This window comes from Thiocapsa bogorovii (assembly GCF_021228795.1).
GTDB lineage: Bacteria > Pseudomonadota > Gammaproteobacteria > Chromatiales > Chromatiaceae > Thiocapsa > Thiocapsa bogorovii.
On the sequence record NZ_CP089309.1, the window covers coordinates 4,620,762 to 4,643,932 of the forward strand.

The 23,171-nt window shown below is 64.1% G+C and carries 16 protein-coding genes; 12 read left to right on the forward strand and 4 right to left on the reverse strand.

The window, feature by feature from the left end; genetic code table 11:
- The first annotated feature begins 6 nt into the window (after positions 1 to 6).
- The 4 genes from LT988_RS20575 to LT988_RS20590 all read left to right on the forward strand — a co-directional run bounded on the left by LT988_RS20575 (position 7) and on the right by LT988_RS20590 (position 3,275).
- Entirely contained in the window at positions 7 to 1,017 is a 1,011-nt protein-coding gene (locus LT988_RS20575) for a DNA-directed RNA polymerase subunit alpha (RefSeq protein WP_232407350.1), read from the forward strand.
- A gap of 36 nt (positions 1,018 to 1,053) precedes the next feature.
- The gene (rplQ, locus tag LT988_RS20580) at positions 1,054 to 1,446 is read left to right on the forward strand and encodes a 50S ribosomal protein L17 (RefSeq protein ID WP_232407351.1); all 393 of its coding nucleotides are present in this window, start codon (positions 1,054 to 1,056) and stop codon (positions 1,444 to 1,446) included.
- A 60-nt stretch (positions 1,447 to 1,506) separates the two neighbouring features.
- Positions 1,507 to 2,259, forward strand: coding sequence for an SAM hydrolase/SAM-dependent halogenase family protein (locus LT988_RS20585; protein ID WP_232407352.1), 753 nt, complete (start codon positions 1,507 to 1,509; stop codon positions 2,257 to 2,259).
- Between the two features lie 224 nt (positions 2,260 to 2,483).
- Positions 2,484 to 3,275 carry a tellurite resistance TerB family protein gene (locus tag LT988_RS20590; protein WP_232407353.1) on the forward strand — a complete coding sequence of 264 codons (792 nt, stop codon included), beginning with the start codon at positions 2,484 to 2,486 and terminating at the stop codon, positions 3,273 to 3,275.
- 139 nt (positions 3,276 to 3,414) lie between these two features.
- On the opposite strand, the gene LT988_RS20595 is transcribed toward LT988_RS20590, so the two are convergent.
- Complete coding sequence (locus LT988_RS20595; RefSeq protein WP_232407354.1) at positions 3,415 to 4,812, reverse strand: DEAD/DEAH box helicase; 1,398 nt, start codon at positions 4,810 to 4,812, stop codon at positions 3,415 to 3,417.
- Positions 4,813 to 5,173: 361 nt separating this feature from the next.
- On the opposite strand from LT988_RS20595, the gene gyrA reads away from it, so the two are divergent.
- The 7 genes from gyrA (at position 5,174) to LT988_RS20630 (ending at position 16,185) form a co-directional block, all read left to right on the forward strand.
- Positions 5,174 to 7,825, forward strand: coding sequence for a DNA gyrase subunit A (gene gyrA / locus LT988_RS20600; RefSeq protein ID WP_232407355.1), 2,652 nt, complete (start codon positions 5,174 to 5,176; stop codon positions 7,823 to 7,825).
- A 259-nt stretch (positions 7,826 to 8,084) separates the two neighbouring features.
- Entirely contained in the window at positions 8,085 to 9,167 is a 1,083-nt protein-coding gene (gene serC, locus LT988_RS20605; RefSeq protein WP_232407356.1) for a 3-phosphoserine/phosphohydroxythreonine transaminase, read from the forward strand.
- 191 nt (positions 9,168 to 9,358) lie between these two features.
- Positions 9,359 to 10,543 (forward strand): phosphoglycerate dehydrogenase, encoded by a 1,185-nt coding sequence (locus tag LT988_RS20610; protein ID WP_232407357.1) that lies wholly within the window; start codon positions 9,359 to 9,361, stop codon positions 10,541 to 10,543.
- Positions 10,543 to 11,649 (forward strand): prephenate dehydratase, encoded by a 1,107-nt coding sequence (gene pheA / locus LT988_RS20615; protein WP_232407358.1) that lies wholly within the window; start codon positions 10,543 to 10,545, stop codon positions 11,647 to 11,649. Before LT988_RS20610 ends, pheA begins: the two co-directional genes overlap by 1 nt.
- A 132-nt stretch (positions 11,650 to 11,781) precedes the next feature.
- A complete protein-coding gene (gene hisC, locus LT988_RS20620) occupies positions 11,782 to 12,894 on the forward strand; it encodes a histidinol-phosphate transaminase (protein WP_232407359.1) in 1,113 nt (370 codons plus the stop codon).
- Complete coding sequence (locus LT988_RS20625; protein ID WP_232407360.1) at positions 12,891 to 13,763, forward strand: prephenate dehydrogenase; 873 nt, start codon at positions 12,891 to 12,893, stop codon at positions 13,761 to 13,763. The genes hisC and LT988_RS20625 overlap by 4 nt, the downstream gene beginning before the upstream one ends.
- Before the next feature lie 349 nt (positions 13,764 to 14,112).
- The gene (locus LT988_RS20630) at positions 14,113 to 16,185 is read left to right on the forward strand and encodes a sensor domain-containing protein (protein WP_232407361.1); all 2,073 of its coding nucleotides are present in this window, start codon (positions 14,113 to 14,115) and stop codon (positions 16,183 to 16,185) included.
- 13 nt (positions 16,186 to 16,198) lie between these two features.
- Here the strand turns inward: LT988_RS20630 and LT988_RS20635 are convergent, their stop codons facing one another.
- Together LT988_RS20635 and queF are read right to left on the reverse strand one after the other, a co-directional pair.
- Positions 16,199 to 17,506, reverse strand: a complete 1,308-nt coding sequence (locus LT988_RS20635; protein WP_232407362.1) for an FGGY-family carbohydrate kinase — start codon at positions 17,504 to 17,506, stop codon at positions 16,199 to 16,201.
- 35 nt (positions 17,507 to 17,541) lie between these two features.
- Positions 17,542 to 17,931, reverse strand: coding sequence for a preQ(1) synthase (gene queF / locus LT988_RS20640; protein ID WP_232407363.1), 390 nt, complete (start codon positions 17,929 to 17,931; stop codon positions 17,542 to 17,544).
- A gap of 505 nt (positions 17,932 to 18,436) precedes the next feature.
- Here queF and LT988_RS25325 point away from each other — a divergent pair.
- Positions 18,437 to 18,928: a pilin gene (locus LT988_RS25325; protein ID WP_408648082.1), complete on the forward strand. Its 492-nt coding sequence runs from the start codon at positions 18,437 to 18,439 to the stop codon at positions 18,926 to 18,928.
- Between the two features lie 99 nt (positions 18,929 to 19,027).
- On the opposite strand, the gene LT988_RS20650 is transcribed toward LT988_RS25325, so the two are convergent.
- Positions 19,028 to 22,423: a transglutaminase family protein gene (locus LT988_RS20650; RefSeq protein ID WP_232407364.1), complete on the reverse strand. Its 3,396-nt coding sequence runs from the start codon at positions 22,421 to 22,423 to the stop codon at positions 19,028 to 19,030.
- Between the last annotated feature and the right edge of the window lie 748 nt (positions 22,424 to 23,171).

The following is a 23,171-nucleotide window of genomic DNA, read 5'->3' on the forward strand; positions in this document are numbered from 1 at the left end:
CACTGAATGACTGACGCTATTGGCGAATTTCTCAAACCGCGCATCGTACGTGTCGAGGCGGTCGACGGCAGCTCGACGCATGCCAAGGTATCCCTGGAGCCGCTCGAGCGTGGTTTCGGGCACACCCTCGGCAACGCGTTGCGCCGTATTCTCTTATCCTCGATGGATGGCTGGGCGGTGACGGAGGTCGAGATCCAGGGCGTCTTGCACGAGTACACCACGATCCCCGGCGTTCAAGAGGACGTCCTCGAGATCTTGCTCAACCTCAAACAGCTCGCCATATCGCTCAAGGGCAAAGACGAGGCGACCTTCACGGTCAGTAAGACCGGTCCCGGCGTCGTCACCGCCGCGGACATCGCAATCGATCATACGGCCGAGATCGCGAATCCCGAGTTGGTCATTGCGAACATGACCGAGGGCGAGTTGAGCATGTCGATGACGATCCGGCGCGGGCGTGGTTATGAGCCGGCGACGCAGCGCGAGGTCGAAGAGGGTGAGGATCGCCCGATCGGCAAGCTTCCGCTCGATGCATCCTACAGCCCGGTCCGGCGTGTCGCGATCGAGGTGCAATCCGCCCGCGTCGAGCAGCGAACCGATTTGGATCGGTTGGTCATCGACCTGGAGACCAACGGCACGATCGATCCGCGCGAAGCGATCCAGCGCGCCGCGACAATTCTGCGGGATCAGTTGTCGAGCTTCGTGGCCCTGGAAGGGTCCGGTCCGTCCGATACGCAGGTCCTCGAGGCCCGCGACGAGTCGCCGTACGATCCGATTTTGCTACGGCCGGTGGACGACCTCGAGCTAACCGTTCGCTCGGCGAACTGTTTGAAGGCGGAGAACATCTACCTGATCGGCGATTTGATTCAACGCACCGAGGTCGAGCTTCTCAAGACGCCGAATTTGGGCAAGAAGTCCCTGACCGAGATCAAGGACGTGCTTGCGACGCGTGGACTTTCGCTCGGGATGCGGCTCGAGAACTGGCCGCCGGACAATATCGCCGAGCTCGGCATTCGCTAACGCTATTCGACTCAAGAACTATTCGGGATTAGGACCATGCGTCATCGCAACGCCGGAAGGCACCTCAATCGCACCGGCTCGCATCGCGAGGCCATGTTTCGCAACATGGCTGCCTCGTTGTTTCGCCATGAGCTCATCAAGACCACGTTGCCGAAGGCCAAAGAGCTGCGCCGCGTCGCCGAGCCCCTGATCACCCTGGCGAAGAGCGATTCCGTTCACACCCGTCGCCTTGCGTTTTCGCGGCTGCGCGACAAGGAAGCGGTGGGCAAGCTCTTCGTCGAGCTTGGTCCTCGCTATCAGGCGCGTCCCGGCGGCTATCTGCGTATCCTCAAGTGCGGGTACCGAGCCGGTGATTCGGCGCCGATGGCCTACGTCGAGCTGGTCGATCGGCCTGCGAACGCGGTCGCCGTGGAAGACGACGAGGATTGACTTGCCGCTTGTGCCCTTCGTGAACGAGAGCCGGGCCTTTGCCCGGCTTTTTGTTGAGATATGACGACGCCGATTCCCCCGATCGTCCTCGTCACGGATTTCGGTGACGGCATCTATGTCGGGCAGATCCGGGCTCGACTCGGTGATCATTTGCCCGAAGTTCCGGTTATCGATCTGGTTCATGACCTTCCGCCGTTCCGCGCCGATCTGGCGGCCTATCTCCTGCCGGCGTTGATCCGGGACATGCCCGGTGGCGCGATCTATGTGTGTGTTGTTGATCCGGGTGTCGGCGGCACGCGGTGCGGGCTTCTGGCGAGAGCGCGGGACTGTTGGGTTATCGGACCCGACAACGGACTCTTGGCCCCGCTCGTACGCTGCACCGAAGGTGCGTCTGTGCAACGGATCGGATGGTGTCCGGCGGTGCTTTCGGCGAGTTTTCACGGCCGAGACTGGTTCGCCCCCGCTGCCGCCCGGTTGTTTGCGGGAGAGGACCTTCAGCTGACGCCGATCGATCCCTCCGAGATGGTCGGATCCGACTGGCCGAGCGAACGGGCCGCTGTCGTCTATGTCGATCGTTTCGGTAATCTGATGACGGGACTGCGGGCGGTGAATCACGGCTCCACGCAGTCCTTGCACGTCGGCACTCGTACACTTCCTCATGCACGAACCTTCTGCGATGTGATGCCGGGAGAGGCGTTCTGGTATGAGAATGCCTTCGGCCTCGTGGAGATTGCCGTGAATCAAGGTCGTGCGGATCGACTGCTTGCCCTCTCCCCCGGTGATTCCGTCGGACCTTTCACGCCTCCGAATTGAGCCGATCGTCCGGCTGTCTTGTCGCGCCTGTTGAGGATTCCAGGGTTCGCTCAACCGCTTGCTCCAGATTGAAGCTTTACAGGAGCCGATGCGTTGTCGTCGACGCCTCTCGTTTTTGTTTTGTGGAGGCACTAGATTAGGCAGGCCGGGGGACGGGCTGTGGGACTGTCGGAGCACGCCCCGCGCGAGGACCATTTTTCGATCCACTTGCATCGGAGAACGACATGGCCAACTTCGGCGATCTGCTCGGCAGCTTCATTCAGAGCAATATGGCCCAGTCCGGCTCGGGCCGGATGGGGAATGCGCTTCAAGATCTGCAGGCGAATTTCGGTCGGATGACCGGCGGGCAGGGCGGGGGTGCCGGCGGCGATATGCTGGGCAACCTCCTGGAAATGGCCAAGGGCGCGCTCGGGAATGCCTCGCAGAATCCGATGCAAGCCGGCGGGATCGGTGCCGTGCTCGGCTCGGTCTTGGGCGGCGGAGGAAAGTCCGTGAAAGGCGCGATGACCGGGGGTGCGCTCGCGATGTTGGCCGGGATCGCCTACAAGGCGTTCACCGAATCGGGTCAAGCGGCTCAGGCCGGCGGACTGCCGGCTGCGAGCGGAGCGCCGGAGTTGCCGTTGGGCCTCAGAGCTCCGCAGACCGCGGCGGAGGAGCAGGCGTTGGAGAACACTGCGCAGTTGGTCATCAAGGGTATGATCAACATCGCCAAGTCGGATGGCCAGGTGAGCGTCGACGAGATCCAGCGTATCGTCGGCAAGATCGAGGCCGCCGGCATGGGCGCAGATGCACAGGAGTGGTTGATGACGGAGCTGCGCCAGCCGCTGAATCTCGACGCCTTCGTGGCCGAGATCCCGAGCCCGGAGGTGGCTGCCGAGGTCTATGCCGCGTCACTGCTGGCCGTCGAGGTCGACACCCCTCAAGAGCAGGACTATTTGCGCCGGTTTGCCGAGAAGGCCGGACTGCATCCTCTCGTTGTGAAACACATCCACCAGTCGATGGGCGTCACGGTCTGAGGGCGCGGGGTTGGGCCCTTCGTCCGCGACGGCAACGCGGGCAAGGGCGTGAAACCTCGAACCATCGGCAGTTCGGTTCAGTGTCTTGGTGGCGGCAAAGGTGCGGAGCCCGCGTGCGGGATGGATGTGGGCGCGGGGATCAGCTTTTCGCCCCGTCGCCGTGCTCGGGTTCAGGCTGGGCTTGATGCGGCCGTCTTTTTCCGAGCGGCGCATGACCGGCCTCGACCCCGACCTCACTTCCCGCAGTCGGTTTGGGGCGACGCCTTTTTCCGATATTCTTGCGGTCGCGCAGGCGATCCTTGGGCTTTGGCGCGGCGGCCTTCGCACCGAGGGCCTTGGCCGCACTCTTCTTTTTTGCCCCTTTTTTCGCACCCGAGCGTTTGGTCGGACCCTTGAAGGAGGCCTTGAGCCCTTCGATGCTGCGACGCTCGAGGCCGAGATTCAGATACCGCTCGATGCTCTCCAGTCGATTCCATTCGGCGGCACCAACCAGCGAGATGGCCACGCCCTGCTCCCCGGCACGGCCGGTACGCCCGGTGCGGTGTAGATAATCGTCCCCGCTGCGCGGTAGGTCGAAGTTGATCACTCGCTCGACACCGGGGATGTCGAGCCCGCGTGCCGCGACATCGGTGGCGATCAGGACATTGACCCGCCCGCTGTGCAGCAGCCCGACGACACGATTGCGCTCGCGTTGCTCCAACTCCCCGTGCAGTACGGCCGCGCGTTGACCCTCGCCGATCAGATAGTTGCCGAGCGCCGTCGCACCGTCGCGGGTGTTGGTGAAGACCAGTGCCTTCTCGTAGGTCTCGTTGCGGAGCAGCCAGAGGATCTGCTGCTGCTTGTGCTCGGGACCGTCGCTCAAGATGACCTGATGCGTGATGTCTGGATGCTGCTCGCGTACCGGATTGACGGTCAGTACGCGCGGATCGCGCAGCAGGCGCTCGGTGATACGACTCAGGCCTCGGTGGTGCAGGGTCGCCGAGAACAACATCGACTGGCGCGTCGGGTTGGTCCGGCCGATGATCGTGAGGACATCGTCGACGAAGCCCATATCGAGCATGCGGTCGGCCTCGTCGAGGACCAGGATCTCCAGGTCGGTCAGGTCGGCCTCGCCCTTCTCGAGAAGCTCGAGCAAGCGACCGGGCGTCGCCACCAGAATCTCCGGGTTCTTGCGCAGGGTCGCGATCTGATGCGCCCTTGAGTCGCCGCCCGTAATCACGCCGTTGTTCAGGCGCGTGTAGCTGGCGAGGCGAGTGAAGTGCACATGGATCTGGCGGGCCAGCTCACGGGTCGGCACCAACACCAGGGCGCGCGTCCCGCTGTCGGAGCGAGGCGCGCCGACCAAGCGCTCCATGACCGGCAGCAGAAAGGCGGCGGTTTTCCCCGAGCCCGTCGCGGCCGAGACCAAGAGATCGAGACCCTCCATCGCAGCCGGGATCACCTGAGCTTGGACCTCCGTCGGGGTCTCGAAGCCCTCTTTTTCCAGTCCGCGCATGAGGGCGTCCGGAAGCAAAAACTCAGCAAAGTTCCTGTTCATGTGCGCCACGATACACCAAATACGGGCCTTCGCGGCAGGCGGACTGCGTCGCCGCGCAGCTCCACCGCCGCCGACGTCTGACTCCACCGAGCATGCACGGAGTTGTCGCCATATCGCACGCCCCCGCGCACCCCGGGCCGGCGTTGCGCCTCCTCGCCACAGCGGAAGTAATCAGGTTGTCCTGGAATCGACCGCCGTGGTCTCCGGTTGCCCCTGAGGCAGGGCGAATCGGCGACAAAGTCGCCGTTATGGATGGGGAAGGGGTGCCCCGCGTGGTAAACTTCACCGGCTAATCATCCGTACAAACGCGGCCCGTTACGGTGCTCCGCGCGGCACGCCTCAACGTCGGTTTACCACGCCCATGGCAGATTTCGCGAGAGAAGTTCTTCCCATCAATCTCGAGGACGAGATGCGTCAGTCCTACCTCGATTACGCCATGAGCGTGATCGTGGGGCGCGCGCTTCCCGATGTGCGCGACGGACTCAAGCCGGTTCACCGGCGTGTCCTCTTCTCGATGAGCGAGCAGGGCAACGTCTGGAACCGTGCCTACCGGAAGTCTGCTCGCGTGGTCGGCGACGTCATGGGTAAATACCACCCTCACGGTGACTCGGCCATTTACGACACCATGGTCCGCATGGCGCAGCGCTTCTCGATGCGCTACCTGCTGGTGGACGGGCAGGGCAACTTCGGCTCGGTCGACGGGGATCCCCCCGCGGCCATGCGCTATACCGAGGTGCGGATGACGCGCATCGCCGACGCACTGCTCGATGACCTCGACAAGGACACGGTCGACTTCATACCCAACTACGACAACACCGAGCATGAGCCGGTTGTCCTCCCGGCGCGCTTCCCGAATCTGCTGGTGAACGGCTCATCCGGCATCGCCGTGGGCATGGCCACCAACATCCCGCCGCACAACCTGCGCGAGGTCATCGATGCCTGTCTGGCGACCATCGACAACCCGTCGATCACCATCGAGGAGCTGATGGTGCTGGTGCCCGGCCCGGATTTCCCGACCGCGGCGCTGATCAACGGCGTGCGCGGTATCCGCGAGGCCTACCGGACCGGTCGCGGCCGAGCGGTCATCCGTGCCCGTACCATGATCGAGGTCCAGAAGCGCAGCGGGCGCGAGGCGATCGTCGTCACCGAGCTGCCCTACCAGGTCAACAAGGCGCGTCTGCTCGAGCGCATCGCCGAGCTGGTGAAGGAAAAGAAGATCGAGGGCATCGCCCAGGACGGTCTGCGCGACGAGTCCGACAAGGACGGCATGCGCGTCGTCATCGAGCTTAAACGCGATGCCTACGCCGAGGTGCTGCTGGCAAACCTCTACCAGCACACCCAGATGCAGCAGGTCTTCGGTATCAATATGGTCGCCCTGGTCGACGGCCAGCCGCGGACTCTGAATCTCAAGCAGATCCTCGAATACTTCATCCGTCACCGCCGCGACGTGGTGACGCGCCGCACCCTCTTCGAGCTGCGCAAGGCCCGCGACCGCGCCCACGTCTTGGAAGGCTATGCGATCGCGTTGGCGAACATCGACGAGATCATCGCCCTGATCAAGGCATCGGCCAACCCGGCCGAGGCGCGCGAGGGACTGATGGCGCGGACCTGGGCGCCCGGCTCGGTGACCGGCATGCTCGAGCGTGCCGGCGCGGAGCAGACCCGCCCCGAGGAGCTCGAATCGGCCTTCGGTCTGGTCGACGGGGGATATCGGCTGAGCGAGCGCCAGGCCAAGGCGATCCTGGATCTGCAGCTTCAACGCCTGACCGGGCTGGAGCAGGACAAGATCCTCGACGAATTCAAGGAGATACTCGACAAGATCGCCGCCCTACTGATGATCCTCTCCGAATCCGATCGCCTCATGGACGTGATCCGCGAGGAGCTCACGGCGATCCGCGATCAGTTCGGCGACGACCGGCGCACCGAGATCCAGGTCGACCACACCGACCTCACCCTGGAGGACATGATCGCGCCTGAAGAGGTCGTGGTGACGATGTCGCATCAGGGCTACGTCAAGGCCCAGCCGATCAGCGACTATCAGGCGCAGCGGCGCGGCGGCAAGGGCAAGAGCGCAACCTCCTTTAAGGAAGAAGACTTCATCGACCGCATCTTCGTGGCCAACTCGCGCGACACCGTGCTCTGCTTCTCCAGTCGCGGGCGCGTGTACTGGCTCAAGGTTTACGAGCTGCCGCAGGCCGGTCGCGGCGCGCGCGGTCGGCCGATGGTCAACCTGTTGCCGCTGGAGCAAGGCGAGCGCATCAACGCCGTGCTGCCTGTGCGCGACTACGAGTCCGGCTATTTCGTCTTCATGGCGACCAGCGCCGGCACGGTCAAAAAGACCCCGCTCGACGACTTCTCGCGGCCCCTCTCGCGCGGCATCATCGCGATCGATCTGCGTGAAGACGAGTATCTCATCGGCGTTGCCATCACCGACGGCAAGCAGGACCTCATGCTCTTCACTTCCGCCGGCAAGGCGGTGCGTTTCAGCGAGGGTGCGGTCCGCGCGATGGGTCGAACCGCCCACGGCGTTCGCGGCGTGTCACTTGCGCCGGGGCAAAAGGTGATCTCCCTGCTCGTGCCCGAGCCCGGCACCGTGCTCAGCGTGACCGAAAACGGCTACGGCAAGCGCACCCGTGTCGAGGACTTCCCGACCAAGGGTCGCGGCACCAAGGGTGTGATCGGCATCAGTACCTCCGAGCGCAACGGTGCCCAGGTCGGCGCCGTGCTGGTGCGTCCCGGCGACGAGATCATGTTGATCACCGAGGGCGGCACACTGATCCGCACCCCGATCGATCAGATTCCGGTCGTGGGTCGCAGTGCGCAGGGCGTGAAGCTGATCAATCTCGGCGAGGGCGAGCGGCTTGTCTATCTCGAGCGGATCGTCGCGCTGGAGGGCGAGAAGGAAGGCAATGGGGATCTTGCCGAGCATCAAGATCCGGACGAGGCGAACGACGAGCCGAACGATGATGATCAGTCTCCCGATGCCGATCCCGACAGCGATCCGCAGGCATAGAGCAACCGCTGTTGTCGGTTTTCGGTTGGCGCGCGCTGCGGACGCGCGCCTTCTAAACCGCGTTCGGAGCGAAATGCTGAATTTCGAGTGAGCTCACCGTTCGGCGCATCCACGGCCTTTCGCGGGGGCGTGGTTTAAAATGATATATGTTTTAATAGTTTAAACCGCGCCGGCTCCAACGCTCGTCAAGGCTGTCGGGGCCGATTCCATCCAAAAACATCGCATACCGCGCCGGGCGCGGTTTAACGGAGATCACAGAATGGCTCGGGTTTACAACTTCAGCGCAGGCCCTGCAATGCTTCCTGAGCCTGTCCTAAGCAGGGCGCGCGACGAGATGCTCGAGTGGCGCGGCAGCGGCATGTGCGTCGCTGAAATGAGCCATCGCGGCAAGGAGTTCATGTCGATCGCGGCCCAAGCCGAGGCCGATCTGCGCGAGCTCCTGGCGGTCCCGGCCAACTATAAGGTCCTGTTCCTTCAGGGCGGCGCATCCACACAGTTCGCAGCCATACCCATGAATCTCCTGCGCGGCGCGGCGAGTGCGGACTATCTGAACACCGGTTCCTGGTCCAAGAAGGCGATCGCCGAGGCGCGCCGCTATGGTCAAGTCCATGTTGCCGCCAGTACCGAGACCGAACGCTTCACCCGTGCGCCGTCTCAGGACGAGCTGACCCTGAGCGACGATGCCGCCTACGTCCACTACACCCCCAACGAGACCATCGAGGGCGTCGAGTTTCCCTATGTCCCGGATGTCGGCGACAAGCCTCTGGTTGCGGACATGTCTTCGACCATCCTGTCGCGCCCCATCGAGGTCTCGCGCTTCGGACTCATCTATGCCGGTGCCCAGAAGAACATCGGCCCGGCGGGGCTCACCATCGTGATCGTCCGCGAGGATCTGCTCGGCCAGACCCTGTCCGGGACACCGACCATGCTGGACTACAAGGTCCAGGCCGACAACGAGTCCATGTACAACACCCCGCCGACCTACGCCTGGTATCTCGCCGGACTGGTCTTCGAGTGGTTGAAGGGCCTTGGTGGCCTGGATACGATGGGCAAGATCAACGCACGCAAAGCCGAGCTCCTCTATAAGACGATCGATGACTCGGGCTTCTTCAAAAACCCGGTCGCGCCGGGGTCGCGCTCCTGGATGAACGTCCCCTTTACCCTCGCCGACCCGGAGCTGGACGACACCTTCATCAAAGAGGCGAAGGCCGCGAACCTGACGACGCTCAAGGGCCATCGTTCGGTCGGCGGCATGCGCGCAAGCATCTACAATGCAATGCCGCAGGAGGGCGTCGAGGCGCTGGTCGGCTTCATGCAGGAATTCGAGCGCAAGCACGGCTGAACCGCGTCATCGGCGTGACATGCGCGGTCCGGGTTTTGGTTTTGCGCTGCATGTCACCTCGGCCCTCGGCGCGGACGCGGTTCAGGATGATCTTTTTTTATTTCTGAATCGCGTCGACTGAAAGGCCGGTTGAAGCGCGCGACGCTCGACCCTCCAATCCAACATCCGCTTATCACTCAGGACGCGATTCAGTGTTCAAAATACAGACGCTTAATAATATCGCCGTCGCCGGGCTCGACCGGTTGCCGCGAGACCGCTACGAGGTCGCTTCGGAGATCGCCCATCCGGATGCCATCCTGGTGCGATCGGCCAAGATGGAGGCGGCCGACATCCCGTCGAGCGTGCAGGCGATCGGGCGCGCCGGCGCCGGGACCAACAATGTTCCGGTTCAGGCGATGACCGAGCGCGGCGTGGCCGTCTTCAATGCGCCCGGCGCCAATGCGAATGCCGTCAAGGAGCTCGTGATCGCCGGCATGTTGATCGCGGCACGCAATATCGGTCAGGCTTGGCGCTTCGCGCGTCAGCTCGAAGGTGACGACACGGCCATTCATCAGGCGGTCGAGGCGGGCAAGAAGCAGTTCGTGGGCTTCGAGCTGCCGGGGCGCACGCTGGGCGTCATCGGTCTCGGCGCGATCGGGGTCAAGGTCGCCAACGCGGCACGTTCACTCGGGATGCGCGTCGTCGGCTATGATCCGACCATCACGGTCCAGCGCGCCTGGCAACTCGAGAGCGACGTGCAGCCGGCGCTGAGCATCGACGATCTGCTCTCGCGCTCGGATTTCGTCACCTTCCATGTGCCGCTCACGCCCGAGACGCGGCACATGATCAACGCAGAGCGGCTGCGCACACTGCGCAAGGGCGCTGTCCTGCTGAACTTTTCGCGCGACGGGATCATCGACGACGACGCGGTCGTCACCGCGCTGGATCAGGGCCACATCTATGCCTACTGCTGCGATTTCCCGAGCAACCTGTTGAAGGACCACCCACGGGTGATTACTCTGCCGCATCTCGGTGCCTCGACCAAAGAGGCGGAGGAGAACTGTGCGGTGATGGTCGCCGACGAGATCCGCGACTATCTCGAGAACGGCAACGTGACCAACTCGGTGAACTTCCCCGAGATCAATCTCCCGCGCAACGGCGGCTACCGAATCGCGATCGTCAACAGCAATGTACCCAACATGGTCGGGCAGATCTCGACCGATCTGGCTGCAGCGGGGCTGAATATTCTCGATATGCTCAATCGTTCGCGCGGCAACGTTGCGGTGACCCTGATCGATATCGATCAGCGGTGCTCGGAAGACACGGCGAAGCAATTACGCGGCATCGGCGGTGTCCTCTCGGTGCGTTGTCTCGGGGCTCGGGAACGGATCGACTGATGGAGGACAAGAGCGCAAAGGGCGACGCATTGGATGACGTGCGGAATCGGATCGACGCGATCGATCTGGAGCTGCTGGGTCTGATCAGCGAGCGCGCCCGTTGCGCCCAACAGGTCGCCCACATCAAGACGGCGGCCGACGGCGGTCGAGTGCAGTTCTATCGGCCCGAGCGCGAGGTCGCGGTCCTGCGTCGCATCAAGGCGGCCAACCCGGGTCCGCTCGACGGCGAAGAGGTGGCCCGCCTCTTTCGCGAGATCATGTCCGCCTGTCTGGCTCTCGAGCGCCCGCTCAACGTCGCCTTTCTCGGTCCGGCCGGGACCTTTACCCAGGCTGCGGCCATCAAGCACTTCGGCCACTCGGTGAAGACCTTCGCCTTGGCCACCATCGGCGAGATCTTCCGCGAGGTAGAGGCCGGCTCCTGCGATTTCGGCGTGGTCCCGGTCGAGAATTCGACCGAAGGCGTGGTCAGCCACACCCTGGACATGTTCATGGCCTCGCCCCTGATGATCACCGGCGAGGTGAGTCTGCGGATCCACCATCACCTCATGAGCGTGACCGAGGATCTTTGCGCGATCCGCACCGTCTATTCTCACCAGCAATCCTTGGCGCAGTGCCGCGGCTGGCTGGATCGACATCTCCCGAACGCCGATCGTGTCGCCGTGGGCAGCAACGCCGAGGCCGCCCGTACCGCCGCGACGGAGGAGGATGCCGCGGCTGTCGCGGGCCTCCAAGCCGCCGAGATCTACCGACTCAAGGTGCTCGCCGAGCGCATCGAGGACGAACCCGGCAATACCACCCGTTTCCTCGTCATCGGTCCGCAGGACTCTCGCCCGAGCGGCCAAGGCCAGGACAAGACCAGCCTGCTGCTGTCCTGCCGCAATCAGGCCGGCGGCCTCCACACCCTGCTGACACCGCTGGCCGCCCACGGCATCAGCATGACCCGCATCGAGTCACGTCCCTCACGCCGCGGCATCTGGGATTATGTCTTCTTCATCGACATCATGGGTCACAGAGACGACCCCAAGGTCGCGCTCGCGCTTGAGAACCTCAGGCAGGCATCGCTTCTGTTCAAGGTGCTCGGGTCTTATCCGTTGGCGGTGCTTTGAGCCTTCGGGCCGCATCCGTTATGACAGGTTCCTCGATCGGGAGTCGATCGAGGTCGCGTCCCATGTCGAGCCTTCGGTTGATCTGGCGACCGAGGACATCCAACCATCACAGCTGCAGCCGAGCCGCTACTCATGACTGTCCAAGACAATCCATTCCTGCCCCTGACCGCACCCGGAATCGCCGGACTCACGCCTTACGTCCCCGGCAAGCCGGTCTCGGAGTTGGAGCGCGAGCTCGGTATTCGCGACTCCGTGAAGCTCGCCTCGAACGAGAATCCGTTGGGCCCAGGCCCCCGTGCGCGCGAAGCGATCGCCGGTCTTATGGGCGAAATCGGTCGTTATCCCGATGGTGGCGGCTTCGAGCTGCGACGCGTGCTCGCCGAGTTCCACGGTGTCCCGCAAACGGCCGTGACCATCGGGAACGGATCGAACGACGTGCTTGACCTGATCGCCCGAACCTTCCTCTTTCCAGGCGTGGAGTCGGTCTTTTCCGAGCATGCCTTCGCGGTCTATCCCATCTCGACTCAGGCGGTCGGTGCGACCGCGCGGGTCGCCAAAGCGCGTGAATACGGCAATGATCTCGACGCGATGGCGCGTCTCGTGACGGACAAGACGCGCGTGGTCTGGATCGCCAACCCGAACAACCCGACCGGAACCTGGTTGGCGGCCGCGCCGCTGAAGTCATTCATCGAGGCCATACCGCGGACCTGCATCGTCGTGATCGACGAGGCCTACACCGAGTACGTCGGCGAGCCGGACTTCCCGGACGCCACGCACTGGCTCGAGCAGTTTCCGAATCTCATCGTGACCCGGACCTTCGCGAAAGCCCACGGGTTGGCTGCGCTGCGGGTCGGTTACGGACTCAGCGATCCGCATGTGGCGGATCTGCTCAACCGGGTGCGTCAGCCGTTCAACGTCAACGCGTTCGCCCAGGCGGCCGCGGCCGCGGCAATCGGCGATCGCGAGCATGTGCGCGCATCGGTCGAGCTCAACCGTGCGGGGATGCGCCAGTACCTCGATGCCTTCCAACGCATGGGGCTCGGGTACATCCCGTCGGTCGGTAACTTCATCACGGTCGATGTCGGTCGCCCCGCGGGTACCGTGAATCATGATCTGTTGAAACGCGGTGTCATCGTGCGACCGGTCGCCAACTACGGTCTGCCCAATCACCTGCGCATCAGCATCGGCCTGGAAGCGGAGAACGCCCGCTGCATCGCCGCGCTCGAGGACATCCTCGCGTCATGATCGAGCGATTGGCGATCATCGGGGTTGGACTCATCGGCGGATCCCTGGCGCGGGCTCTTCGGGAGGCCGGCGCCGTGAAGCAGATCGTCGGCTGCGGGCGCGGGCTCGCCAACCTCGAGCGGGCGCGCGACCTCGGTGTCGTGGACCTGCTGACACGGGATCCCGCCGAGGCGGTGGCGGGCGCGGACATGGTGTTTGTCTCGGTGCCGCTCGGCGCCATGCGCGGTGTCTTCGAGGCGATCCGCGACCGGCTCGATCCCGCGTCGGTGGTGACCGACGGGGGTAGCGTGAAAGGCAGCGTGGTGGCGGATGCGAGCGGTGTCTTCGGCGGCGTGCCGCCGCGACTGGTTCCGGGTCATCCGATCGCCGGCACCGAGTACAGTGGCGTAGAGGCGTCCTTTGCCGAGCTCTACCGTCAGCGTCGCGTCATCCTGACCCCGTTGCCCGAGACCGACGCCGATGCACTCGCACGCGTCACCGCGATGTGGGAGACCTGCGGTGCCGAGGTCACCTGTATGTCGGTCGCCCATCACGACGAGGTACTCGCCGCCACCAGCCACCTGCCCCATATGCTCGCCTTCGGGCTGGTCGATGCGCTTGCACGCATGCGTGAGAACGACGAGATCTTTCGTTATGCCGCCGGGGGTTTCCGCGACTTCACCCGCATCGCTTCCAGCAACCCGGTGATGTGGCGCGACATCTGTCTGGCCAATCGCGAGGCCCTGAGCGCCATGCTCGCGCGCTTCGGCATCGAGATGACCGATCTCGCCGAAAGTATTCGCAGCGCCGACGGCGAACGCCTGCTGGGCATCTTCGAGCGCGCGAAGGCGGCCCGTGATCGCTATGTGGATGCGACATCCCCTGATTGAGGTGGCGTCCTCGAAACCGCGGCCCGCGGCGCAGTGGCGGGTTTGAATGCGCCCGACATCTGAGCATTCGCTGGATCGAGTCAATGCGTGTGTGTGAATATTCACATCGCGCCTGTTGTCGCTTGCCCCGCGCCCGGGCTCGACCTGGCGGCGGTGGCGCGCTAACCTCCGCGCGTGGTATCCCGCCCAGGGTGCCGGGCTCGGCTCCCTTTCGGCTGATGCCTGACGCGATCGCCTCGGAATTCCCGGGCTGGCGGCGTACAGACTCGACCCAATGAGACGCCTCCGGTCGATTGAGGACCGACGGCCTTAGGCTCGGTCCCGAGCCCATACCAGCGTGACCCGGCACATGACCCAAGACAAGGCTGAGCAGGCATCGACGCGAGGTGTGCACGAGACGCCCGACGAAGACTATCGCCTGCTGATCGAGAATCAGACGGATCTCGTCGTGAAGGTCGACCCCGAGGGTCGTTTCCTGTTCGTCAGTCCAAGCTACTGTCGGACCTTCGGCAGAAGCAAGGCCGAGCTGATCGGGCGTACCTTCATGCCGTCGGTGCACGAAGACGACCGAGCGGCAACCGCAGCGGCAATGGCGAAACTTCTCGAGCCCCCGCATACCTGCACCATCGAGCAACGGGCGTTGACCGTCGATGGCTGGCGTTGGTTGGCGTGGTCCGACACCGCGGTTTTGGATCCCGACGGGACGGTCTCGGCGATCATCGGCGTCGGTCGCGACGTGACCGAGCGCAAAGAGGCCGAGATCGAATTGGCGGCTGCGAAGCGGCGGTTCGAGCTTGCCGTGGAGGGCGGCGAAATCGGCCTTTACACGGCCTCCTTCTCGCCGATACAGATGTCGGTCGATGCGCGCTATCTTGCGATGCTCGGTTACGCGGAGGGCGAGCTTGAGGTCGATCCCCGGACATGGGTCGACATGGTGCATCCGGATGACAGGGATCGGGTCCAGGATCTGTACGAGCGTGCAACGCATGGCGACAGCGATCGTTTCGAGGCGGAATACCGAATCCGTCATCGCGACGGGCACTGGGTCTGGATCCAGGACCGTGCACGCGTCTACGAGCGGGACGCGCACGGTTTGGCGTTGCGGATCGCCGGTACCCACACGGATGTGACGCGGCGCAAGGTTGCGGAGCTCAAGCTCGAATATCTCGTCGATCATGACGAGCTGACCGGTCTGCTGAATCGACGCGGCGTCTGGCAGACCGTTCAACGGGTTCATGCTCAGGGCTTGCGTTCAGGGCGCCCGTGCTGTCTTGCAATCCTGGATCTCGATCACTTCAAGCTCGTCAATGACGCCTATGGTCACGGTGTCGGTGACGAGGTGTTGAAATGGGTTTCGGAGATACTGCGTCGGGAGGTGCGGCAAGCCGACTGTCTGGGACGCTGGGGTGGCGAAGAATTCGTGATCGCGCTGCCCGAGACGAACGAGGTGCAGGCGCGAACCGCGATCGAACGCATTCGCGAGAGCGTCGCCGCGCGGCCGCTCGAGATCAAAGGACAAGAGATTCGCGTGACCCTGAGTATCGGTTTCGCGACCTGTCATCCCGACGAAGGCGACCCCAGGGACGTCCTGGCCCGAGCGGATATGGCTCTGTACCGTGCCAAGAACACGGGTCGGAATCGGATCTGTTACGACGGTCACGAGAGCGGCGTCTACGCGGTCTCGATGGCTGTTCTGGTGCAGTCCGCGCTGCAGACCGCGCGCATCCTTCCGGCGTTTCAGCCCATTGTTGACCTGCGTGATCGACGGATCGTCGCCGAAGAATCGTTGGCCCGCATCGTTGCCACGGACGGTCGGATCCTCGCCGCATCCTCGTTCATCGATATCGCCGAGCAACTGGGCCTGCTGCACCGGATCGACAGCATGCTCCTGAGTGCGACTGCGGCCCGGTTGAAGTCCTCCGACGAAAACGCTTCAAAACCCCTGTTTGACTTCGTACATCTATCGGGGGACTTGGTCCGCCATCCGGACATCCTGAAGACCCTGGCGCGGGAGCTCGCCGGTGTGTCCTCTGCGGCGCAGGGTGCACCGTCAGTGGTCCTGACGCTCAGCGAGCGACAGATCACGGCAGAGATGGAGCAGGTCGCGCGGGCGCTGGCACCCTTGCTGGATTTGGGATGCAAGATCGCCGTGAGCGACTACGGGGGAGAGACCTCGTCGTTTCGCTTTTTGATTCATCTGCCGGTCAGCTTTATCCAGCTCGATGCAGACCTCGTTCGCTTGGCCAGCGAATCCGAACGTGCTCGGTCCATCCTCGCGACGATTCAGCACTCCGCTCGGGATCTCGGCATCACGACCATTGCCAAGCAAATCGAGGACGAGGGCACCTTGCAGCGACTCGTCGAGCTGGGCATCGATTGGGGCTCCGGGTATCTCTTCGGGCCACCCTCGGATCCCAGCTGACACGGATCTCGGGTCATTGGTCTCTACGATGCAGGGCCAGCAAGGCAGCACCGTATGCGGCATCTTGATGCGCGGCGCTCGATACCGGGATCCCGAGCAGACGCGAGCGGATGGCTGTCCAAGTCGGATTGGCCGCTCCGCCTCCGATGCTCGCGATACGCCGAGGCAGCGGTGCGCCCAGCTCTGCGAGCCGTGCGTAGCCTTCCGCCTCGATACGGGCGATGCCTTCCAGGAGACCATGCAGGAAGTCCCGCGGCTCCCTCGGTCGCGGCGAGAGGCGGGGCGTCAGGTCGGGATCGTACCTCGGGAAGCGCTCGCCGGGTCCGGTGAGCGGGTAGTAGTCGAGGCCGGATGGTCGATCGGGATCGATGTCGAGGCTGAGCGAGACGATCTCGGCGTCGCTGAAATACCTGCGCAGGACCGCGCCGCCGCTGTTGGAGGCGCCTCCGACCAGCCATGCCTCGCCGAAGCGATGGCTGTAGATCCCGTAGGCCGATGCCGTCACCGGACGCGCCGATAGGATCTTTAGGACCAGCGTGCTCCCCAGACAGGTCACCGCATCGCCAGGCTTCTCCGCCCCGGCGGCGATCACCGCGGCCGTGCTGTCCGTTGTCCCGGCTAGAACCTGAACGGTCGACGGCCAGCCGAGCCGGTTCGCGAGCGTTGCCTCGAGAGGCCCGATCGGATCACCGGGGGCGACGACCTGCGGCAGTCGAACCCCCGCGGGTAGCAGTGCCGTCACCCAATCCGGCCAGCACAGCCGTTCGGCGTCGTACCCCAGCTTCAAGGCGTTGTTCCAGTCGGTCACTCCAGGGTGCCCGGTCAGGCGCCCGATGATCCAGTCCGCTTGGTGCAGTGCCAGAGCGGCGCTGTCATGCGGGTATCGCACGCCGAGATGGACAAGTTTGGCGAGGCTCGCGCTCGGGCCGCGTGCCGGGCTCTCGGTCGGGGCCGCCCGATCGATCACGGCGGCTTCCGCTACGGCGCGCCGGTCGTTGTACATGAGGGCCGGGCCCCAGGGTTTGCCGTCCGCTCTCGCCAGCAGAAGGGTCCCGGAGGTCGCATCGAGACAAATGGAAACCGGCTCCCGACCCGGCAGCATGGTTCCGATCTCCGTCAGGGTGTCGAGCACAGCTTTCCACCACAGCTCGGGATCCTGCACGTACTGGCCGGGAGCAGGGCTCAGCGGCTCGGCAAGCGGGGTACGTGCCGAAGCCAGCTCCCTGCCGGCTTCGTCGATCGCCACCGCGCGACACCCGGACGTGCCGAGATCGATGCCGATCCAAATCCGATCGGATGTCGGGCGTGTGATCGGGGTCATCGCGGCTTGCATTGCCTACCGGAGATCGACCGAGATCAGGGGAGCTGGACGGGATCCGCGGGTCGCCAACCGGCGGCGCGATGCTCGGCGACCACCGTCGTATAGATGCCTCCGCGGACGTTGAAGGCTGCGGTCAGGCGCATGAAACGCGGTTCGGTCGCCGTGACCAGGTCGCCGAGGATCTGGTTCGTGACCGCCTCGTGAAAGGCGCCTTGGTCACGATAGGTCCAGACGTAAAGCTTCAGCGCTTTGAGCTCCACGCAACGCGCCTCGGGAACATACTCCAGCGTCAGCTCCGCAAAGTCCGGCTGGCCGGTCTTGGGGCAAAGACAGGTGAACTCCGGGATCTGGATCCGGATGCTGTAGTCACGCTCGGGCTGGGGGTTGGGAAAGGTCTCGAGCGCACGGCTCGGGGCGGTGGACATGGTGCAGGTCTCCAGGGAACAGGGAACGCAATCGCCGCTGTAGGGGCGGTCGAGCAGGTTGAAAGTCAACGCGAAAGGGTACCATGCCCCGCAGGTTCTGCGCGCTGCAGGTCATGCCGCATCGGCCACTCTAGCCGCTTCCGGTTTTGGTCGAGACAGACCAAGGCACTGATCCAAACTGTGATACAGCGCCCGAAAGGGTTATTTATAGGCACTCTGCGTTCGGTGCCGACGGGCATTATCCGCGTGAACTGCAGGTGTAAGCTCGTGGCCCCAGAATTGCTTTCCGATTTCCGAGAATCGGGAAACGTGTCTGCGCCTTTCGGTATTACGGAGATTCAAGATGGCTTCAAGATGCCGGGTGATCGCGCTCGCATCCGTCCGTGTGTACCTGTGCAACCTGCGATGGAGCATGGATGTCTTATCGCGCTCGCATCAGTTTGAGCGGAGGGGTGTGCGCCGCTTGGAATATGATGGAGCGCGCGGATTCTCTCTCGTGGAGTTGATGATCGTTGTGGCCATCATCGGGATCTTGGCGTCACTTGCCGTGCCGGCTTATCAGAACTACGTGATCCGAGCGCGGGTCAGCGAGGGTCTGGGGTTGCTGTCCGGTGCTAAGCCTGCGATCGTTGCACACTATGCGTCCACAGGCTCGATGCCCGCAGTGCTGGCGGACTTCGGGTGGAGCAATGAGGGCGGGGTCGATGAATATGGGGACGGTGCGGCCTTCAAGAATGTCTTCGGGTTCGAGAGTGATCTGTGGAGCGACATTGAATGGCAGGTCAAGCCCTGTCCCCCGAATAGCTGCGGAAACCTGGTCCTGCGCACCATAGATTCTAAGCTTACCGACGGTGTCGACATCGGCCTTCACCTCCAGGCAAAGGGCACTGGCGGGGGCGTTCGTTTTCGCTGCGTCGTGAACGAAAACTCCGCGCGATATCCCTTTGTGCCTGCCGTATGCCGGAAAGGTAAATCCACCGAATTCGCGAATTGGTGATCTTCACGCTACTAAACCGCGTCCAACGCGGATCCCTCGACATGCACCGGGTTGCGTCTTTCAACGCAACCCGGATATCCGCTCGGGACGCGGTTTAGGTCAGCAACCCGGCTTGTACCTCAGATCCAACGTGTACGGATGCTCCCCGGCCGGCTCGTCCGGCGGCGGGTCGATCTGTCCCGGGGTATGGCCCATCAGCCGGAAGCGTGCGATTCGCCGACTCTCCGCCTCGTAGCTGTTGACCGGGAAGTTGCTTTCGCTGCGACCCCCCGGATGGGCGACATAGTAAGTGCAGCCGCCCAGACTCGCGCGGTTCCAGAGATCGACGATCTCGAACAGAAGCGGGCTGTGGGAAGGGATCGTCGGGTGTAAACCGGACGGCGGGCTCCATGCCTTGAACCTGATGCCGGCGACGAACTCGGCCTTGCGTCCCGTCGGGCGCAGCGGGACGCGCCGTCCGTTGCAGGCCAGCACATGCCGATCCCCGACCATGCCGTTGACCTTCACTTGCATCCGCTCCACCGAGCTGTCGACGAAGCGCGAAGTGCCTTGCGCAGTGACCTCTTCCCCCAGCACATGCCAGGGCTCGATGGCCGCGCGCAGCTCCATGTTGATCCCGGTCTCGGTGACCAAATCCCCGTAGTGCGGGAAACGGAATTCGAAGAAGGGATCGAACCAGGCGGGATCGAACGGATAGCCGGCGCGTTGCAGGTCGCAGATGACGTCGTTGAAGTCCTGCCGCACGAAATGGGGCAGCAGGAACCGATCGTGCAGTTCGGTGCCCCAGCGCACGGGCTTGCGCCGATAGGGCTCCTTCCAGAAGCGTGCGACCAGGGTGCGCAGCAGGAGCATTTGGGCCAGGCTCATGCGGGCGTGCGGCGGCATCTCGAAGGCGCGGAACTCGACCAGACCCTGACGTCCCGCGGCGCTGTCCGGCGAGTAGAGCTTGTCGATACAGAATTCGGTGCGGTGGGTATTGCCCGTGACGTCTGTCAGCAGGTTGCGCAGCACCCGATCCACGACCCAGGGCTGCGGCACTTCTCCGGCCGGCATCTGCTGAAAGGCAATGTCGAGCTCGTAGAGTCGGTCGTCGCGTGCCTCGTCGACCCTCGGGGCCTGGCTGGTCGGGCCGATGAACATCCCCGAGAAGAGATAGGACAGGCTCGGGTGATGTTGCCAGTAACCGATCAGGCTCTGCACCAAGTCGGGCTTGCGCAGGAGCGGGCTGTCCGCAGGGGTCGGGCCGCCGAGGGTGACGTGGTTGCCGCCGCCGGTGCCGGTGTGACGGCCGTCGAGCATGAATTTCTCGGTGCCGAGCCGTGCCTGGCGCGCCTCTTCGTAGAGGATGTGGGTGTCGCGCACCATGTCGTCCCAGCGTTCTGACGGATGGATGTTCACCTCGATGACGCCGGGGTCGGGCGTGACCGCGAGCTTCTGAAGCCGATGGTCGCGCGGCGGCTCATAGCCCTCGATGATGATGGGCATCTTCAGCTCGGCCGCCGTGTCCTCGAGACAGAGCACCAGATCCAGCCAATGTTCCAGATGGGTCAACGGCGGCATGAAGCAGTAGAGCCGGCCCTCGCGCGGCTCGATGCAGAGCGCGGTGCGGATCAGGTCCGGATGCAGGTCATCCGGCAGGGCGACCTGCGCATGCAGCGACGCGTGCGAGTCGTCGGCGGGTGTCGCGCGTCCGTACTGCGCGGCCAGATCCTGCGGGCGATGGCCTTGCTCGCGGATCCGCTGCGGCGCTTGCGCGGGCTCGACCACGCGGGTGTAGCGGCGGGCGATCTCGTCGAAGGGCGAGCGCAGCGCGGGCACGGGCTCGAAGGGGTTGCGCTCGGGGACCGTGTCCAGTTTGCCCTCCGGGATGTAGGGCAGGGCATCCAGGGGCAGGCGGAATCCCATCGGGGAGTCGCCCGGGATCAGGAAGAGGTTGCCGTCGCGGAAGGACCAGCGTCCGCTCTTCCAGCGCCCCTCCGCGCCGAATCCCCACCAGCGCAGCGGCAGGACGTAGCCGGCGACGCGGTTCAGACCCTGTTGGAACAGGCGCGTCAGGCGCTTGCGTTCGTTGGGGTCCTTGAGCTTGTTGTCGAGCGGATCGACGTTGGCCGGCAGGCGCGCCTCCTTCCACAGATAGTAGAAGACGTCCTCGTGGGCCTCCGAGGCGAAGCTCGGATCCACTCCGAGGTGACGGGCCAGCGTGCGCACGAAGGTTTCGGCCTCCGCGGGTCCGTGGCCGTATTGCGTGTTCTCCAAGCCGAAGAGCGCGGGATCGCGCCAGACCGGCTGGCCGTCCTTGCGCCAGAAGCAGGAGAGCGCCCAACGCGGCAGCTGCTCGCCGGGATACCATTTGCCCTGTCCGATATGCAGCAGACCGCCGGGTGCGAACTGGCGCTTGAGGCGCAGCATTAGGTCCTCGGCCAAGATCTTCTTGGTTGGACCCAGCGCGGCGATGTTCCATTCGGCGCCGTCCATGTCGTCGATCGAGACGAAGGTCGGCTCGCCCCCCATGGTCAGTCGCACGTCGTTGGCCTCGAGCTCGGCGTCGACCTGATGGCCGAGCGACTCGATGGCGGCCCACTGCTCGTCCGTATAGGGCTTGGTGACGCGCGGGTCCTCGTGAATGCGCGTGATCTCGTTGTGGAAATAGAGCTCGACCTCGCACTTATCGGTCGCGCCCGTGATGGGTGCGGCGCTGCGTGGTGCCGGGGAGCAGGCGAGCGGAATGTGTCCTTCGCCCGCGAACAGCCCCGAGGTGGGATCGAGCCCGATCCAGCCGGCTCCCGGCACATAGACCTCGGCCCAGGCGTGCAGATCGGTGAAGTCGGCCTCCGGGCCGGAGGGGCCATCAAGCGATTTCACGTCCGCCGTCAACTGCACCAGATAACCGGAGACGAAACGTGCGGCCAGGCCCAGGTGGCGCAGGATCTGCACCAACAGCCAGCCGGTATCCCGGCAAGAGCCCAGACGACGACTCAGGGTTTCCTCGCAGGTCTGTACCCCGGCCTCCATGCGGATGACATAGTTGATGTCCTGCTGGAGACGCTGGTTCAGATCGACGAGGAAGTAGACCGTCTCGCGCTTGGTCCGGTCCACGGACGACAGCCACTCGGTCAACAGGGGTCCGCTCTCGGTGACCTCGAGATAAGGCGCCAGCTCCTTGCGCAGGTCGGGCTCGTACTCGAAGGGGTAATAGAAGGCGTAGTCTTCGAGAAAGAAATCGAAGGGGTTGATCGTGATCATCTCGGCGATCACGTCGACTTCGACCGTCAGCGTCTTGGCCTTTTCGGGAAAGACCAGGCGTGCGAGGTAGTTGCCGAAGGCGTCCTGCTGCCAGTTGATGAAATGCTCGGCGGGTTCGACCTTCAGCGAATAGGACCGGATCGGCGTGCGGCAGTGCGGGGCCGGGCGCAGGCGCACGACATGCGGCGCGAGGTTCACCGAGCGGTCGAAGCGGTATTCGGTCTTGTGATTAATGGCGACGAGGATCGACATCGGGGCTGGATTCCTGGCTGAAGTGTCGGGTTTCGAGGTGGACGATCGCCCTGCGGCGCTTGGACACGCGAGGCTCGGTCGGAAGGCGAAACATGGATCGGGGCGTGGGTGTCCTGCCGTCGGACGGCGCAACCTGGTGGCCGGAAAGCAAATATTGTTCCTGAGCGTGACCGACGGATTGGATTCAGGTGTCAACGATCCCACAAATCGTCGGCGCTGTCTTGTGCTATGGGTTGACTTCGGCTGGCGACGGCAGCGCCTTGCCCGGAGACCCTATGGATCCGACGCGGCCTGAGCTTTAGGCGAAGTCGCTTGGCGGGGCGATGCGGCCTGATCCCGACGCCTGGTCGGAGCCTCCCGGTCCCTGGTCGGCCGTGCGCTGACTTGGTGCAGCCTCCCGGCTGCGCCGGGTTCCATGCCGAGTGATGGGGCGACGCCGCAGCGGGTTCGCATCCGGAGCCTTCGCCCTGCGGCTAGTACCTCGTTCCACCTTATTTTGCATGCTCAGAGCCCCCCCAAAGGCGTCAGGGCAAGGCGCAGACCGCGGGGAATAGTGGGTGCTATTTCCAAGGGCTGTAACGCTGCCCTGGCGCCTTTGGGGGGGCTCCCGAAGGGCGAGGCGAGAAGCGTTCAGCGCCGTTGTTGCGCGAGCTTGAAAGAGGGTCACTCTTCCTTCACTCGCGCGCCTAGCCGCTGAACACTTCTCGCCTCGCTGAGCACGCAAAATAAGGTGGAACGAGGTACTACA

Coding starts and splice junctions, on each gene's coding strand:
- LT988_RS20590 (WP_232407353.1), top strand. CDS start 2,484: ATGGCCAACTTCGGCGATCTGCTCGGCAGCTTCATTCAGAGCAATATG.
- LT988_RS20650 (WP_232407364.1), bottom strand. CDS start 22,423: ATGTCGATCCTCGTCGCCATTAATCACAAGACCGAATACCGCTTCGAC.
- LT988_RS25325 (WP_408648082.1), top strand. CDS start 18,437: ATGATCGTTGTGGCCATCATCGGGATCTTGGCGTCACTTGCCGTGCCG.
- LT988_RS20635 (WP_232407362.1), bottom strand. CDS start 17,506: ATGACCCCGATCACACGCCCGACATCCGATCGGATTTGGATCGGCATC.
- LT988_RS20575 (WP_232407350.1), top strand. CDS start 7: ATGACTGACGCTATTGGCGAATTTCTCAAACCGCGCATCGTACGTGTC.
- serC (WP_232407356.1), top strand. CDS start 8,085: ATGGCTCGGGTTTACAACTTCAGCGCAGGCCCTGCAATGCTTCCTGAG.
- hisC (WP_232407359.1), top strand. CDS start 11,782: ATGACTGTCCAAGACAATCCATTCCTGCCCCTGACCGCACCCGGAATC.
- LT988_RS20595 (WP_232407354.1), bottom strand. CDS start 4,812: ATGAACAGGAACTTTGCTGAGTTTTTGCTTCCGGACGCCCTCATGCGC.
- rplQ (WP_232407351.1), top strand. CDS start 1,054: ATGCGTCATCGCAACGCCGGAAGGCACCTCAATCGCACCGGCTCGCAT.
- LT988_RS20625 (WP_232407360.1), top strand. CDS start 12,891: ATGATCGAGCGATTGGCGATCATCGGGGTTGGACTCATCGGCGGATCC.
- LT988_RS20630 (WP_232407361.1), top strand. CDS start 14,113: ATGACCCAAGACAAGGCTGAGCAGGCATCGACGCGAGGTGTGCACGAG.
- queF (WP_232407363.1), bottom strand. CDS start 17,931: ATGTCCACCGCCCCGAGCCGTGCGCTCGAGACCTTTCCCAACCCCCAG.
- gyrA (WP_232407355.1), top strand. CDS start 5,174: ATGGCAGATTTCGCGAGAGAAGTTCTTCCCATCAATCTCGAGGACGAG.
- pheA (WP_232407358.1), top strand. CDS start 10,543: ATGGAGGACAAGAGCGCAAAGGGCGACGCATTGGATGACGTGCGGAAT.
- LT988_RS20585 (WP_232407352.1), top strand. CDS start 1,507: ATGACGACGCCGATTCCCCCGATCGTCCTCGTCACGGATTTCGGTGAC.